Genomic DNA, 16,659 nt, shown 5'->3' with positions numbered 1-16,659 from the left:
ATCTGTAAAAGACCATCAACAAGTGGACAACTACTTATTTTATTTAAAACTCAATTCAAAATAAGTATTTGAAGAAAAGGTGTTCAAACCTGTGCTTTTGAGTCGCGCTAATATTAGAAGAGAATTCAGTCTCCCTTAACAATTTGTGTCACCGCCAAAAAAGTATAGAAAAAAAATCAGCTTTCAGAAGATTGATATTGATTGGGACTGTACAGGTTGATAATGAAAAGAAGTTGACCCAGTTGAACTGATTGTGCTTAAGCTAGCCAATAAAATCAAGATTGTTAACGACGATTTATTGAGCTATCATAGATGTTTAAACTCACACGGTACAGGTAGATGTTGGTGGTAGTTCTTACACTACCATCCAAACTACTTTGTGATCATCTTTATCCATTACTATGCAGGTGCCCATTGTAAGTGGACAGAAGGATTATATACCAGGAGGTGAAATTTTTCGCCACAGCATTGGCAAGATGGTTAGGGTTATTAGCTACCCCTGTTTGCACCTGTAGATCTAACCTTCTTTGTTGGTGCAGACGACTTAGAACTACCAGTATTCCCCTTAATGAATTTGGAATTCTGTGCTGTGCCTTTTTGATTCTTATTTGGTAGACTATCGTTCTTTTTGTTGTTGGTTGGTAGAGCCATTTTTTAAATTTTTAGTTGTTACAAATCTAACCAATTGCGCAGGTTATTAAAAATTCATTTGGAAGAGCCGACAACAGCGGCAAAAGATTTTACGTGCTTTGTTGATTAAAAAATCAATAGTACAAGTGTGCGACGCAACGGCTGATGCCATGAAAGACAAATGGATGGTCCATAAAAAATACTATCAAAATTCCCGGAGGTTGAAGACAGTGTGTATCCTTTAGTTTCTATTGTTTTGCTACAGGCATGTTTATATTCGGATCGATCCAGATGATCGAGTTGCCATTGCCATATTCGTTTTGCTCCCACAACTTATTGCCGGGGTCAAGTATCCAAACGCCATCTACTATAAATTTATACCTGTGCTTGCCGGGGCCAAGGAACACATCAAACACCCAGTCGTCGCCTTCGCGGCGCATTTGTTGGCTGTTACTACTCCAGTTGTTGAAATCACCGGCTACAAACACCGCTTTTGCATTCTTCCTGTTTTTGAGCCTGAAGGTGTAGTTAGCACCAATGGTCAGGTAGGAGTTTTTTGAGCCTTCAGCATTGCTTACCGAAAGTTGGTTGGCAGGATCCGTGATCCATTTACCATCAACAACAAATTTGTATTCGTAGTTACCATGGCCCAACGCGTAAGGCAGCTCCCAACCTGTTGCCGTTTTCTTCATAGGTAGTTCGTGGTGCTTCCACCCATTGAAGTTGCCTGAAAGCACCACCTGGTTTGCATTGGTAAAACCATCCAGTTTAAACAGGTGCTTCTTACCTTTTTCTACCACACTGTTGTAGCCACCAAACTCATCCGGCACACGCTTCGGATTTTGTTCATCGGTTTGCCATTTGCCATCTACAACAAACTTGTAGGTATGCGTACCATCAGCAAGGTATAAAGGCAAGATCCACCCGGATGCAGTTCGCTCCATAGGCAGGTCGCGCTGGCGCCAGTTGTTGAAACTGCCCGCTACGAAAACCTTGGCTGCATTGGGAAAAGCAGTAGTAAAGAAGTTGGTATTGGTTTTAAAATATACCGAGTTCATATTGCCAAGCCCATCATTCTCCCTGAGTTGGTTATCATGATCTATTTGCCAATTGCCATCAATCACAAACTTGTACCAGTACTTACCGCTGCCTAGTTTCACATTTGCTATCCAGCCACTATCTGTTCTTCGCATCGGCAGCACTTGTGAATCCCAATTATTGAAGCTTCCAGCCAGCATCACCCGCTGTGCCCGTGTATTGTTCTTTAGAAAAAAAGTTACAACGGAATCCTTAACAGCAAAAGGATGTTTATTTCTAAACCTGTTGTAGCCAAAGCGAACACTACTGCTAACAGCCGGGAACATCAGCGCATTATTTGCAGCATCTGCAAAATTCACCTTATCGCTCGGGTGCTTAAAAGACTCCAATTCAGCAAATGGTTTGGTAAGAACATAAACTCCATCTTTCAGTTGTAGTTGCCATCCTGCCTGCTTCAGAGAATCTGGTCTGGATGACTTTATGAGTTGCATCAAACCAAGTTGGTGCAGGTTGAATTTGTTGATAAAGGCATCGAGCAATGCCGGCGGCAGATCGCGGCTAAGCTCTATATGCATTTTGCCGTTCCTGATGGTGTATATTTTTACCGGCTCCTGCGCATAGGAAGTCCCCATAATACATAGCATAGCTGCCAGTATCACTAATCGTACTGCAGCGCGTATGCTTTGTATGCTAAAGGTTACTTCCATATATACATTTTGTTGCTCACAAAGTTAAAGGCCAATTTCCGTAGCGACAGGTATTCGAACCCAAGGATGCCATTGATACAGCCGCCGTAAAAGAAACATGTTTTCTCCAGATTAGTTATGACAACGGGCAATGTTCCAATAGAAACAGGACCGATCTTCATTTCGGCAAGGTCGCCGGATACTGCTTCCACTTTTTTATTGCCGGTACCAGCCAGCATCACTCGCCCTGTAATCACGAAATTATCCATCACCTTGCCCGGCAATTTGTTGTCAAGAATATTGGTTTCGGCACCGCTATCTATAATGAACTTTAGATTTTTGCCTGCCATCTCTGTGCTTACTGTTATCCTGCTATCCAGCATTTCAATGGGCACTTCCGTATACGTGTCGGTGCCATTAAACAATTCACTCTTGAAGTTGCGGGCTCCTCTCCTGTTGATATAGCACAATCGAATAACACTGTTCTCGTAATCGATCATCATTTCACATTGCCTGAAGAGTGACATGCCCAGCAAGCCAAGTATCCTGATGCCTTTGCTATTTTCAAGATGACCCAGGCTAATAAGATCAGCTTCGCATTTAGCATAATCAAAACTGCCTACCTGCAACATCTTAATGGTTGCTTTTGCAATTCCAGCTCCCACACCGGTTATGCCTGTTTGCATCATATCAGGATCGGTACTGGTGGTGTAATGCCTGAAATATGTTTGATTGAGCACCAGGTGAGGCGCACCCGTATCCAGGATGAAGTTTCCCTGTATAGTATCTACAGTGGCTTTAATGATGATCAGGTTGCCAACCTTTGTAAAAGGAATGATATTGCCCGTGCTATCCGTTCTGTTCCTAGGATCAGGTGTATAATTTACCTCGATCTCTGTGTTCTTGATCTTGTATACTGGTGACGTTGGTAAAGGTTTACCAGGATCAGCCAGGGCTGCATGTGCAAGCAGCATCATGATGAAGGCAAGGACGATATGAGGAAATTTGCAAGCCAGTGTATAACGGTTAGTTCAGGTTACAAATGTCAGTACAATGCCATAGCAGCATTTACCGCTCATCTATATTTAGAGCAAAAATAACCGGCAAGGGACGAATAAGAGAGGGTTACTTATGCATGCATTTAAAGAATTTGATCGGCTATCCTGGCTGCAGCCTCTATGGCTCCTTCCATATAACCAGGAAATACTGTTGCTGTTTCCGTTGCGCCGAAAAATAGTTTTCCGTCCATATATGATTCCTGCAATAATGGGTGGCCATTATTCTGGTGTGGGCGTTCAATCAAGGGAGAACCGGCCACTATAAATTCATCATTCCAAACTTTATCAAAATAGGCTGTAGGATTGCCGGCTTCTTCGCCTAATAAACCTACCAGTTGTCGCAGCACATTCTCTTTGCGAACCTCCTGGCTAAAACCTGCGGCACCACCATTCAAAAAGCCTGTAAAACCATACTTGTTTTCTTCAAAATTTGTGTGGTCATACATTTCTACTACGATATCTGCATGGCTGTAAAGCATACCTGAATAGCCATTCATCCGCCAGAATGGTTGCTCATATTCTATGGTAAATTTGATAGCTCCAGCCATCCATGTCTGCACGGTTGGTAAAATGCTACGCAGGTCAACTGGCAACCCTGGTTCAAACTGTATTTGAGTGGCAGCTAATTGCGGCGGAATACAGATTACAACCTTACCTGCTCTTAATTCTTCACCATCTGCTAATTCTACTACCAAAGCATTTTCTATAGCTCTTACAGCAGTCACTTTAGCATTGAGACGAATAGCACTGCCGTTTAATTTTTCTACTAAAGTATCCGTAAGCACTTGCGTACCGCCAGCTATTCTATAAGATGGTTCTTCTGCTTCAGGCACAAAGAACTGCTGCGGTGGCTCAAATGATTTTGTTTGAAATAAGGCTATGCCTTTGGAGTACTGCGGGTACTTCTGTAATTGCAGTTCATTCACCAAAGATGTTAGATGCCGATGTTTATCAGCAAACCAGGTTGCACCCATTTCTAAAGGCGTTCCTAACTTTCCTTTTACGGTTTGTATCCTTCCTCCCAATCGTGGTGAGGCTTCCAGTATCAAACTCTCTATTCCTGGTTTCTGCAACAGGTAGGCTAATGTCAGTCCACTCAATCCGCCACCAATAATGATCAATTCCTTTTCCTGCATCCCGCGAAGTTCGTGGTTGAAACGAATGTTCCAACAAACAGCGTAACCGCGTACCAAAGTAAATGTTGTCTTGCAAGCCGTTTTTATTACGCGCTATAAAAGTGGAAGAAAATTTATGCATCTACTTTGTTCACTGAATGCACATTACCTACAGCCTATGCATCAACAAGACGCGCAACTGTGAAGATCCAATAGCGGCGCGGCCTCCACATTTTCAGTGGCTTTAACATCTGCAGCAGAAAATATTTTTTCAAACTAAAAATCTCACCCATATTTGCAGCACAATGAAAGCAATTTCTCTACAAAACAATTGGTGGCACATCTTCTCCTTCCCGGGGTAGCTGTGTTATTACAATTGATGTATCACAATATTCAACCCCGGCAGAAGCTGGGGTTTTTTGTTTGCAGGAAGAGAAAGCAGAACTGGATTAAAAATTTACAATAACAGGCATGAGACCAATACAAGTAGAAACGGATTGTAAAAAAATGCTGGCCGATGTATATACGCCCGTTGGCATTTACCTGCGGCTACGCGACCGCTTCCCGGGCAGCGTGCTGCTGGAAAGCACAGATTTCCATGCAAGCGAAAACAACTTCTCGTTCATCTGTATTCAACCTATAGCTGGTATAGAAGTTACCGATAACAAGTCATTCGAGTTTAAGTACCCGAACGAGCCGGTAATCCGCAAGAAGCTGTCGGGCAAGCAGGCTGTGGTAAACGAGCTGCACCAGTTCTTACAGCGGTTTCAGCCGGTAAGCAAATGCGAAATACCGGTAGCACAAGGTCTGTTTGGTTATACCACTTTTGATGCCATCCAGTTTTTTGAAGAAGGAGTAGCAAAGCATTTTGAAAAAGATACTTCAGATACAGAAACTGCTATTCCGCTGATGCGCTACCGTATGTACCAATACGTGGTCGCCATCAATCATTTTAAAGATGAACTGTACCTATGCGAGAACAAAATTGCCGGACTGGAGAGTGACAGGGAGGCTATTCTTTCGCTGATACGCAGTAAAGATGTGCCGTCCTATCCTTTTGAAGCCAAAGGAGAAGAAACATCAAACATGACTGATGAGGCTTATATAGAAATGGTGAAGAAAGGCATCAGCAGCTGTCATCGCGGCGATGTTTTCCAGGTGGTATTGAGCCGCCGCTTTAGCCAGCAATTTACTGGTGATGAGTTCAACGTATACCGTGCGCTGCGTACCGTCAATCCAAGTCCTTACCTGTTTTATTTTGATTACATCGATTATCGCCTAATGGGTTCCTCTCCGGAGAGCCAGCTGGTGATCAATAAAAACAAAGCCGTTGTTCACCCTATTGCCGGAACATTTAAGCGCACTGGTAATGATGAGCAGGATGAGCAATTGGCCGCAAAATTATTAGAAGATCCAAAGGAGAATGCTGAGCATGTAATGCTGGTGGATCTTGCCCGCAACGATCTTAGCCGCCATGCCTCCGATGTGAAAGTGTCGAGCTTTCGCAAGGTGCACTACTACTCGCATGTCATTCACCTTGTAAGCGAAGTGCAGGGAACGGTGCAGGCAGATAGCAATCCTTTTGAACTGTTAGCATCTACTTTTCCAGCAGGTACGCTGAGTGGCGCGCCTAAAGTTAGAGCCATGCAGATCATAAAAGAACTGGAGCCAACACCGCGTGGATTTTATGGTGGTGCCATTGGTGTGATAGGTTTTGATGGTGATGTAAACCATGCTATCATGATACGCTCATTTTTGAGCAAAGGCAACACCTTGTACTCTCAGGCCGGCGCCGGAGTGGTAGCAGCATCCAATCCTACCAGCGAACTGCAGGAAGTAAACAATAAATTGAACGCATTGAAAAAGGCAGTAGAAAGAGCGGGGGACATTGAAGAATAGAACGACGATTTTGGGATTTTGGGATTTGGGGATTTTGAGATTGGCGATTGCAGATTTCGGATTTTAGATTTTAGATTTTCCCAAGCCATAGTCCCCCACCAAGAACAACCGCCTTTTGATTTTTGATTTTTGACTTTTCACTATTGACCATTGACCATTGACTAAGAACCATGAAGATCCTGATAATTGATAACTACGACAGCTTTACATACAACCTGGTACACCTGGTTGAGAAGATCACAAATACAAAAGTAGATGTATACCGCAACGACCAGGTAACGCTGGAAAAGATCGGTGAGTACGATAAGATCATCCTTTCTCCCGGCCCGGGGATCCCATCGGAAGCAGGACTGCTACTGGATGTGATCAGGAAGTATGCAGCTACAAAATCAATATTAGGTGTTTGCCTGGGACACCAGGCTATTGGTGAAGTTTTTGGAGGTAAGCTGGTAAATTTGGATACGGTCTATCATGGCATTGCTACTCCTGTTCGCCTGACACCCTCAGTTGCTGGTGAGCATCCATTGTTCAAAGGTTTACCTAAGACTTTTGAAGTAGGCCGCTATCATAGTTGGATAGTTGCCAATGAAGATTTCCCTGAACAACTGGAAATTACAGCCGTAGATGATAACAACCTGGTAATGGCAATGCAGCACAAAGAGTTTGATGTACAGGGTGTACAATTTCACCCGGAAAGTATTTTGACACCTGATGGCGAGAAGATATTGAAGAACTGGCTTGAGAAATAATCACCTGCACAACACATCAATCTCATTTACCACAACAACGCGTACTACGAAATGAAGAAGATATTACAAAAGCTTTTCGAACATAAAACATTATCCCGCGCAGAGGCTAAAGAAGTGCTGCGGAATATTTCTGCCGGCTTGTACAACGAGCACGAGATCACATCGTTCATGACCATCTACCTCATGCGCAGCATTACCATCGAAGAGCTGCAAGGTTTCCGCGATGCACTGCTGGAGCTTTGTGTAAAGGTGGATATGAACGGGCACAAGGTACTTGACATAGTAGGTACCGGCGGCGATGGTAAGAACACCTTCAACATTTCAACGCTTTCTTGTTTCATAGTGGCAGGCACCGGGCAGAAAGTGGTAAAGCATGGCAATTACGGAGTAACATCTATCAGCGGCGCTTCTAACGTAATGCAGGAGCTGGGATACGTTTTCAAAAATGACAATGCTCAATTATTGGAAGAAGTAGAAATTGCAAATATCTGTTTCCTGCATGCACCCCTCTTCCACCCTGCTTTAAAAGCTGTAGGAACCATTCGTAAAAATCTTGGCGTTAGAACCTTCTTCAATATGCTTGGTCCATTGGTAAATCCTGCACTGCCGGAATACCAGCTGGTAGGCGTTTACAATCTTGAGATGGCGCGCATCTACAACTATATGCTGCAGCAAACCGGCAAGCCATTCACCATCATTCACAGCCTTGATGGCTACGATGAAATATCGCTTACCGACGACACGAAAGTGATAACCAACAAAGGTGAAAAAGTGATGACACCTGAACAGGTTGGAAAGCGTATGGTTCAGCCGCAGGATATATATGGCGGCAACTCAATAACAGAAGCGGCTAAATTATTTGTCAAAATTTTGAAAGGCGAAGGCTCATGGGCACAGAGCTCAGTGGTATTTGCCAACGCGGCAATGGCTTTGCACTCTACAGGTAATTATAAAAGTTATAATGATGCTTTTGATGCAGCAATCGAAAGCCTGGAAAGCGGCAAAGCTTATAACTGTTTCCAACAATTGATCAGCATGCAAAAAACAGCCTAATGAACATTCTTGATAGAATAATAGAAAACAAAAAGGCAGAGGTAGCAAAAATGAAGGAACTGGTGCCGGTGAGCGAACTGGAATCCTTTCCTTATTTCAAAAGCACCTGCAATTCGCTTGTCACATCATTGTTAGTGGAAAGCGGTACAGGCATCATTGCAGAATTCAAACGCAAATCACCTTCTAAAGGAGTGATCAACGACCAGGTGCAGATAGGTCCTGTTGTTACGGCTTATGATAATTATGCAGCCGGCATTTCCATTCTCACAGACGAAGTGTTTTTTGGTGGTACTAATGACGATGTGCTGTACGCACGTGAAATGGTTCATGTGCCTATACTTCGTAAAGAATTCATCATTGACGAATACCAGATCTTAGAAGCCAAGGCTATTGGCGCAAGTGCAATACTATTGATAGCAGCATGCTTATCTCCAAGGCGTGTGCAAGAGCTGGCACTTTTTGCAAAGCGAAATGGATTAGAAGTTTTACTTGAGATACATAACGAAGAAGAGCTGGAGCACATCAGCAACGAAGTAGACATTGTAGGGGTGAACAACCGCAACCTGAAAACATTCACGGTTGACATCAATACCAGCATAGAATTAGCTGCAAAAATACCAGCAGAAAAACTGAAGATATCGGAGAGCGGCATCAGTGATGTGAACACCATCCTGTTATTGAGAAAGCATGGCTTCAAAGGATTTTTGATGGGAGAGAATTTCATGAAGCATCCTGATCCTGCACTTGCTTTTGGCAATTTTGTACATGAGCTAAAAGAACGAGAAGATGAAGGTTAAGGTTTGCGGCATTACTTCAATCGAACAACTGCACCAGTTAGATGAACTGGGTGTAGATTATGCCGGCATGATCTTCTATGAAAAGTCAGCACGCTATGTAGCTGGTAAGTTATCGGCAGATGAAGTACGCACTCAAAAACTGCAACTGAAAAAAGTAGGTGTATTTGTAAATGCACCGCTGGAAGAAGTTTTAGAACAGGTAGCAGCTTATGGCCTTGACCTGGTGCAATTACATGGAAAAGAAGACGCAGAATATTCCCAACAACTGCAGCATCATATTCCTGTTGTAAAAGCACTACATGTAGGCAAGGATGAAACACCTGCCACAGATGAATATGCAGCTGCTGATATGCTGTTATTTGATACTGCCAGTAAAGAATATGGTGGTACAGGTAAAAAGTTCAACTGGCAATTTTTTGAACAAACTACCATAGCAAAACCTTTCTTCCTAAGCGGTGGAATAGCACCCGGAGATGTAGAAGCCATTGCTTCTTTTGCAAGATCTGGGGCTGCAGAAAAATTGTATGCTATAGACATCAACAGCCGTTTTGAAACAGCACCCGGAGTAAAAGATATGGATGCAATAAGTAAGTTTTTACAAGAACTAAAACAGCAACATGTCCTTAAGGAACACTAAGTAGTGAAGCGTAGTATAACAACAAGAAACGAGAAACCAGGAACTAAAAACCAGCAAACACACGATCATGACATCACATAAAGAGCCGAACAACCAGGGATATTTTGGAGCATATGGCGGTGCATTCATCCCGGAGATGTTGCACAAGAATGTAGAAGAGTTGCGCAGCCAGTATTTAGATATCATGGCCGAAGACAGGTTTCAGCAGGAGTTTCAGCAACTGCTGGCAGATTATGTTGGCAGGCCAACGCCGCTCTATTTTGCAGAACGACTGAGCAAACAGTACAACTCAAATATTTACCTGAAGCGTGAAGACCTTTGCCATACTGGTGCGCATAAGATCAACAATACGATAGGGCAGATATTACTGGCTATTCGTTTGGGTAAAAAACGAATTATAGCAGAGACCGGAGCAGGACAACATGGTGTAGCCACTGCTACTGTTTGTGCACTGAAGGGAATAGAATGCGTGGTGTACATGGGCGAAAAAGATATAGAACGCCAGGCGCCAAATGTAGCGCGCATGCGTATGTTAGGTGCTACTGTAGTGCCTGCTACCAGTGGAAGTCGTACGTTAAAAGATGCTACCAACGAAGCTATCCGCGGCTGGATCAACAGCGGGCATGATACACACTACATCATCGGCAGCGTGGTAGGACCACATCCTTATCCTGATATGGTGGCGCGTTTCCAGAGTGTCATCAGCAAAGAGATGCGTTATCAACTGAAAGAGAAGACTGGTTCCGAACTGCCTTCACATGTGATTGCTTGTGTAGGTGGTGGCAGCAATGCAGCAGGTGCATTTTATCATTTTATTGATGAAGAAACCGTAAAACTGGTAGCAGTAGAAGCCGCAGGTTTTGGTATCAACAGTGGCATGAGTGCAGCTACTACACAACTAGGCCGTGCAGGTATTTTGCATGGCAGCAAAAGCCTGGTAATGCAAACAGATGATGGACAGGTAGTGGAGCCGCATAGCATATCTGCCGGTCTTGATTATCCTGGCATTGGACCTATGCATGCACATTTGTTCGAAACGGGTCGTGCACAATTCTTAAGTGTAACAGACGAAGAAGCACTGGATGCTGCATTTGAGGTTGCCAAACTTGAAGGCATCATTCCTGCGCTTGAAACAGCACATGCTTTCAGGGCGGTAAAACAACTCTCGCTTTCACCTAATGACAATGTAATTATTTGCCTGAGCGGAAGAGGCGACAAAGACCTGCAGACTTACATGAATGCAATGCAGAAGCAGGATCAAAAACATTAAAGAGACCATTAAGCCAAACATACATGAGCCGGATCAAGGAGCTATTTCAAAAGAAACAAAAGAACATCCTGAACGTATACTGCACTGCAGGCTTTCCTAAGCTTGATAGCACAATAGATGTCATAGAAGCCCTACAGGAAAATGGTGCTGACCTTATAGAGATCGGCATGCCCTACAGCGACCCGCTGGCTGACGGTGAAGTGATACAGCAAAGCAGTTCCGTAGCACTTCAAAACGGAATGAACATAAAGACCTTGTTTGAACAACTGGCGCAGGTAGAAACGAATGCTCCTATTATCCTGATGGGCTACATGAACCCTGTACTGCAGTATGGCTTTACTAAATTTTGTGCAACCGCAGCCGAGGTAGGCGTAGATGCACTCATACTTCCTGACCTGCCTATTTATGAATACGAAAATGAGTTTGGTCCTATCATAAAAGCATTTGGTCTTGACTTCATTTTCCTGGTAACACCCGATACTTCTGAAGAGCGTATTCGTAAGATCGATTCATTGTCTACAGGATTTATTTATGCTGTGTCTTCCACTGCTACCACGGGACATACCAAAGACATTTCGCAGCAGGAATCCTATTTCCAACGCTTGCAGGATATGCAACTTCAAAATCCTGTACTGGTAGGATTTGGTATAAAAGACAGATCCACTTTTGAAGCAGCCTGCCGCTATACCAATGGCGCCATTATTGGAAGCGCCTACATCAATGCACTATCTAAAGCAGGTGATGTGAAAGAAGAAACAATAAAGTTCTTAGGGAAAATTTTCGAACCATGATTTCCATGATTTCTGAGAAGAAAGATTAGGATGAAAACAGAACCTGGATTTGAAGGATTTGATAGAGCGGGATTTTTGATGAAATAGTTTTGTGTAATAATTAATTGAAGAACCGGGACTAATTGAAGGAAGAATAGAATGAAAAGGATGATCTAATTCTCCCAACACCTCACAATCCTTCTAACCAAGGTTTTCTGCACTCCATTTCCTCATAATCCATAATAATCCGCATAATCATGGTTCTAAAACCCTAGCCCAATTTGATTAGTTACTGGTTTTATTAAAGGTTCATCATCTAAACCCGGAAGATCTTCATAAGCAAAAGGCTCAGAAGGATCATGAGCATTTTTGAAATCTTTGTGAATTGGCCATGCCTCCATTTGCTCTGCAGGATATTGAAAAGTTGCTATTTCTGCTATCCGCTCTTCCGTTAAATCATCGCTGATCCATTCAGCTGCCAATTCATCTGTTAGTATTACCGGCATCCGCTTCTTCGAATTATGTATCTGCTCCATCAGCTTATTGGCTTTAGTGGTTACCAACGAGCAGGTATCTATTGTCTCGCCTGTTTCTTTGTCGGTCCATGTTTGCCAGATGCCTGCAACGAGGTGAATATCCTTCTCCCCTTTTACCCGCACCTGGTATGGATACTTTATTGGCGTCTTAAGCGGCTGACCTTTTTTACCCAGCGGGTATACATGACGCCATTCATAAAAGCAGGTAGAGATAAACAAGCACCGCCGGCGTAGTGCAGCATTGCGGTACATCTTGTTTGGCAGCAGCAATTCTTCACCAATAGCATTCAGTGTTGTAAGAGGAGGATGAAATTTTCCTTTGTCATCGGTATAACCTCTCCTGAATTTTTCTACTGCTTCGCGGTTAGGCAAGTAGTGCGGCAAAAAACCCCATTCCATCTGCACTATATCCCAACCACAATCAGCTTTAGGAACAATAACAGGCGTAGTGCCATAATTGAAACCATCGGCAACCAGCGCTTGCAGGTCGTACTGCGACAGGTCCTTTTCTACATCATTTATCTTTAGAGTATCCTGGTTCTTAATGGTAATTCCGCGGTAATAACACATACAGGCTGCTTTAGCTTTACAAATTTAAATGAAAACGCCTGGCAGCAGGTGGATGAGCTGTTAAGGATTGAAAGACATGAACAGCTTATCCTAACCTTGTAAAACATCTTTGTGGAAAGGCTAACATATATAACGATTGGTAAAATCCCTTAGCGCTCAGCTACTTCTACTGCTTCCAAAAACTGCTTCCATAAATTAATCGGGCACATACACCGAAAAGTAGTTGCCCTATAAAGTTTCCTACTTATTTTCCATGCTTAAACTAGAAATAAAGCATGCGTATTTTTCTCTCGTTTCTTTTCATTATTACCTTCTGGCAAGTAAGCTTTTCGCAAAACAATGCCAACAAAGCCAACTACCAGCAAGCAGCACGTTTTAGTACAAAACGTTTGGAGAAGATGGTTTTCTCCACTTCCGTAGACCCGCATTGGTTAAAATTATCTGACCGCTTTTGGTACGAGTACGAAACACCATCAGGAAAGCGATGGTATATCGTGGATCCATCCAAGGCGCAGAAGCGTCCAATGTTTGACAATGCTAAGCTGGCAGCAGAACTAACCAAGATCGTAAAAGATCCTTTTGATGAGCAGCACCTGCCTATAGACAGCCTGCGTTTTATAAAAGATGAGAACTGGATACAGTTTGAAGTAAAGAGCACTGAAGAGGTTGAAAAAAAGGATTCTACAGCCAAGAAAGGCACGCCTCCTGTAAAAGAAAGGAAGGTGCATTATTTTGAATACAACCTAAACACCCATCAACTGGTGGAGTTATCAGAGTTCAAGAAGCCAAAGAGAAATCCACGTTGGGCATCGGTTTCTCCTGATGGGCAAACAATCGTTTTTGCTAAAAACTACAACCTGTACTGGATGGATAAAGCCAATTATGAAAAGGCTTTGCAGAACGAGGATGACAGCACTATTGTAGAGAATCAACTTACTAAGAACGGCATCGAATACTTTGGTTTTGGAAACATCATGAACGAGACCAATGTAGATGTGGAGAAGAATAAAAAGAAACGTCACCCAGAGCGTATTCTTTGGTCGCCAGACTCCAAACATTTTGCTGTACTAAAGCAAGATGAAAGAAATGTAAAAGAACTGTGGGTGATAAATAGCGTAGCTGAACCACGCCCAACATTGGAAACATACAAGTATCATATGCCAGGTGAAAAAGAAGCACCTGTAGATTACCTGTTGCTGTTTGATGTAGCTACTAAAACCAACAAAGAACTACCAGTAAAGCAGTTCAAAGACCAGTCATTAGGCTTGTGGCCTGCACCTGCTAAAGTAAGTTCACGTGACGATGACTTACGTCCATCTATCTGGTTAGGAAACAACAACAACTTCTACTTTACCCGCACCAGCCGCGACCTGAAGCGTATCGACATTTGCCAGGTGGACATCAACACAGGCACGGTAAAACCGCTGATAGAAGAAAGAATGAACACCTATGTTGAAACAAGAAGATTGGGTGTTGCTAATGGCGGAAATGATCTTATTCACTGGAGTGAAAGAGATGGCTGGGCACATTTTTACCTGTACGATGGAAATGGAAAACTGAAGAACCAGATTACTTCAGGCAGTTTCCATTGCGAGAATATAGTTGGTATAGACGATGCCAGACGTGTTTTATACTTTACAGCTAATGGAAGAGAGGCAAATGAAGATCCTTATTACCTGCACCTTTACAGGGTAAATTTTGATGGCTCTGGATTACGTTTATTAAATGCCGGTGAGTTTGAACACTCCAGCAGCATGAACGACAACAACAGGTTCTTTGTTGACAACTACTCAAGAGTAAATACAGTTCCGCGATCAGCTTTGTACAATGCAGAAGGAAGAAAGGTGATGGACCTGGAAACTGCAGATCTTTCATCATTGTTTGCTGCCGGCTACAAGTTCCCTGAGATCTTTAAAGTAAAAGCTGATGATGGCGTAACTGACCTGTACGGCGTTATGTACAAGCCATTTGACTTTGATAGCACAAGGACTTATCCTGTTGTTGCATATGTTTATCCCGGTCCACAAACAGAGGCGGTAACAAAATCTTTTAGCAGGCCGAGTGCACGAATAGACAGGCTGGCTCAGGTAGGATTGGTAGTAGTAACTGTAGGAAACCGTGGTGGTCATCCAAGCCGTTCTAAATGGTATCACAACTATGGCTATGGCAATCTTCGCGATTATGGTTTAGCAGATAAAAAAGCAGCTATAGAGCAACTTGCGGATCGTTATAAGTATATAGACGCTGACCGTGTTGGTATACATGGGCACTCTGGTGGTGGCTTCATGAGTACTGCAGCTATGCTAGTTTACCCTGACTTTTTTAAAGTAGCTGTATCTGGTGCAGGCAACCATGACAACTCTATCTACAATCGTTGGTGGAGCGAAAAACATCATGGTGTGAAAGAAGTGGTAAGCGACAAAGGCGATACTACCTTCTTGTATAACATTGATAAGAACCAGGACCTGGTGAAGAACCTGAAAGGCAGGCTGATGCTGGTACATGGCGATATTGACAACAACGTTCACCCGGCTAATACCATACGTGTAGCCAATGCTCTTATCAAAGCAAATAAGCGCTTCGATATGATGCTAATGCCTGGACAACGCCATGGATTTGCAACTATGGACGAATACTTTTTCTGGCTACTGGCTGACTACTATAGTAAGTGGCTGATTGGAGATTTCTCCCAACCTGTAGATATGGAGCAAATCAACAGGGACATTCCAGCTACCGGAACACCGGCAACGAGAAGAGGACGATAATTTTTTTATAACAAAAGAAAAGCGAGGTGTTTGAGAAAGCACCTCGCTTTTTTTGTTACTACAACTCAGACTAAAATAAAAAAGCTTGGATCAAACATCTTCCTCATATTCCAGCAGGTAATTTCCAATATGCTGCCTGCTAGCTTCTATCTTTTTGCGCTGTACATAATAGGAGTAAAATCCAATGATCAACAGGATAATTGAAAGCCCAAAAAAAGCAAACCCTATAATGTCTTCATGTTTTACTACTAATATTTCACCTACGCTAAAACCAGCAATTGAGAAATAAAGGGACGTTCTGATAAATGATAGAAAAGTTCTTTGATTAGCCATTACCGTTCGCTGTAGTGCCAGCTTCTCCCTTAGTATCAGATCCTTGTTCACTTTTTGCTGTTCCATGTTGCTTAGTTCGATATGATCCGGTAGCCACTCTTCGGCCAGTCAAACAGTGCTGCCGGAACAATAGAGCGATCAATAGCTGTAGCTTTATATCTCACCTTGGTCTTACGATCTTCCAGGTAAGCTTCGTATTCTAATACAAAACCTGGCAGCTCCTGAAATTGCTGTTGAAAAGCTTTATGAGAAGGTTCTATGGCAGGTGCATAATTGACATTAAAATATGAACCATCCGGCATCTGCGCCTGTGCAAGTAGGCATTCAAAGCCCAATATATTTTTAGAGTCTGTTGTAGTGGTAAATTTTATTCCTTCATGCCCGGCTATCTTCCTATTGAAAGTTCTGGAGTCGATGTATGAAATATACTTCTCTCTACCTACCTCTTTAAGCACCACAATGGTGTCTGTACGCTCTTTGAAAATGGCTGTTTGTTTATATCCTGTAGCTATAACGTCATTGCGGCTTTGCCTGTCTTTTACGTTAGATATTTTTACTGCTTTGCCTACTGATCTTACCACCTCTTCAGGAGCAGTAGTGTCTATAACCGTTACATCAAAAGTGACCTTGCAGTTGGATATAGTTTGTCGATTGGTAGACTGGGCTACACAAACATTCGCAATAAGGTTAATGCTACATATGATACAAAAAATCTGCTTCATGATCATGCTCTTCTGTGCAGCTTCTTGAACT

General features: G+C 42.9%; 14 protein-coding genes. 8 read left to right on the top strand and 6 right to left on the bottom strand.

Annotation, left to right across the window (positions count from 1 at the left end):
- Positions 1-878: 878 nt before the first annotated feature.
- The 3 genes from J4N22_RS17670 to J4N22_RS17660 all read right to left on the bottom strand — a co-directional run bounded on the left by J4N22_RS17670 (position 879) and on the right by J4N22_RS17660 (position 4,605).
- Positions 879-2,375 (bottom strand): glycogen-binding domain-containing protein, encoded by a 1,497-nt coding sequence (locus tag J4N22_RS17670; RefSeq protein WP_207496795.1) that lies wholly within the window; start codon positions 2,373-2,375, stop codon positions 879-881.
- The gene (locus J4N22_RS17665) at positions 2,366-3,331 is read right to left on the bottom strand and encodes an aspartyl protease family protein (RefSeq protein WP_207496794.1); all 966 of its coding nucleotides are present in this window, start codon (positions 3,329-3,331) and stop codon (positions 2,366-2,368) included. The genes J4N22_RS17670 and J4N22_RS17665 overlap by 10 nt, the downstream gene beginning before the upstream one ends.
- 164 nt (positions 3,332-3,495) lie before the next feature.
- Entirely contained in the window at positions 3,496-4,605 is a 1,110-nt protein-coding gene (locus tag J4N22_RS17660; RefSeq protein WP_242692270.1) for a flavin monoamine oxidase family protein, read from the bottom strand.
- 393 nt (positions 4,606-4,998) lie between these two features.
- Between J4N22_RS17660 and J4N22_RS17655 the strand changes: the two genes are divergently transcribed.
- From J4N22_RS17655 to trpA, 7 genes are all read left to right on the top strand, one after another.
- Entirely contained in the window at positions 4,999-6,426 is a 1,428-nt protein-coding gene (locus J4N22_RS17655) for an anthranilate synthase component I family protein (RefSeq protein WP_207496793.1), read from the top strand.
- A 170-nt stretch (positions 6,427-6,596) separates the two neighbouring features.
- Entirely contained in the window at positions 6,597-7,175 is a 579-nt protein-coding gene (locus tag J4N22_RS17650) for an anthranilate synthase component II (protein WP_207496792.1), read from the top strand.
- A gap of 51 nt (positions 7,176-7,226) precedes the next feature.
- Positions 7,227-8,228 (top strand): anthranilate phosphoribosyltransferase, encoded by a 1,002-nt coding sequence (trpD, locus tag J4N22_RS17645; protein ID WP_207496791.1) that lies wholly within the window; start codon positions 7,227-7,229, stop codon positions 8,226-8,228.
- Entirely contained in the window at positions 8,228-9,025 is a 798-nt protein-coding gene (gene trpC / locus J4N22_RS17640; RefSeq protein WP_207496790.1) for an indole-3-glycerol phosphate synthase TrpC, read from the top strand. Before trpD ends, trpC begins: the two co-directional genes overlap by 1 nt.
- Positions 9,015-9,662, top strand: coding sequence for a phosphoribosylanthranilate isomerase (locus tag J4N22_RS17635; RefSeq protein WP_207496789.1), 648 nt, complete (start codon positions 9,015-9,017; stop codon positions 9,660-9,662). The genes trpC and J4N22_RS17635 overlap by 11 nt, the downstream gene beginning before the upstream one ends.
- A 67-nt stretch (positions 9,663-9,729) precedes the next feature.
- Positions 9,730-10,932: a tryptophan synthase subunit beta gene (gene trpB / locus J4N22_RS17630; protein ID WP_207496788.1), complete on the top strand. Its 1,203-nt coding sequence runs from the start codon at positions 9,730-9,732 to the stop codon at positions 10,930-10,932.
- Between the two features lie 23 nt (positions 10,933-10,955).
- Positions 10,956-11,723: a tryptophan synthase subunit alpha gene (gene trpA, locus J4N22_RS17625; RefSeq protein ID WP_207496787.1), complete on the top strand. Its 768-nt coding sequence runs from the start codon at positions 10,956-10,958 to the stop codon at positions 11,721-11,723.
- A gap of 242 nt (positions 11,724-11,965) precedes the next feature.
- On the opposite strand, the gene J4N22_RS17620 is transcribed toward trpA, so the two are convergent.
- Positions 11,966-12,808, bottom strand: coding sequence for an SOS response-associated peptidase (locus tag J4N22_RS17620; RefSeq protein WP_207496786.1), 843 nt, complete (start codon positions 12,806-12,808; stop codon positions 11,966-11,968).
- 275 nt (positions 12,809-13,083) lie between these two features.
- Here J4N22_RS17620 and J4N22_RS17615 point away from each other — a divergent pair, with 275 nt between their 5' ends.
- Positions 13,084-15,573, top strand: coding sequence for a S9 family peptidase (locus tag J4N22_RS17615; RefSeq protein ID WP_207496785.1), 2,490 nt, complete (start codon positions 13,084-13,086; stop codon positions 15,571-15,573).
- Positions 15,574-15,663: 90 nt separating this feature from the next.
- On the opposite strand, the gene J4N22_RS17610 is transcribed toward J4N22_RS17615, so the two are convergent.
- Positions 15,664-15,972 carry a DUF202 domain-containing protein gene (locus tag J4N22_RS17610; protein ID WP_207496784.1) on the bottom strand — a complete coding sequence of 103 codons (309 nt, stop codon included), beginning with the start codon at positions 15,970-15,972 and terminating at the stop codon, positions 15,664-15,666.
- A 5-nt stretch (positions 15,973-15,977) separates the two neighbouring features.
- Positions 15,978-16,628, bottom strand: coding sequence for a hypothetical protein (locus tag J4N22_RS17605; RefSeq protein ID WP_207496783.1), 651 nt, complete (start codon positions 16,626-16,628; stop codon positions 15,978-15,980).
- Positions 16,629-16,659: the final 31 nt, after the last annotated feature.

It is taken from the genome of Aridibaculum aurantiacum (assembly GCF_017355875.1).
Taxonomy (GTDB): domain Bacteria; phylum Bacteroidota; class Bacteroidia; order Chitinophagales; family Chitinophagaceae; genus Segetibacter; species Segetibacter aurantiacus.
This window is presented reverse-complemented; position numbering and strand designations above follow the sequence as displayed.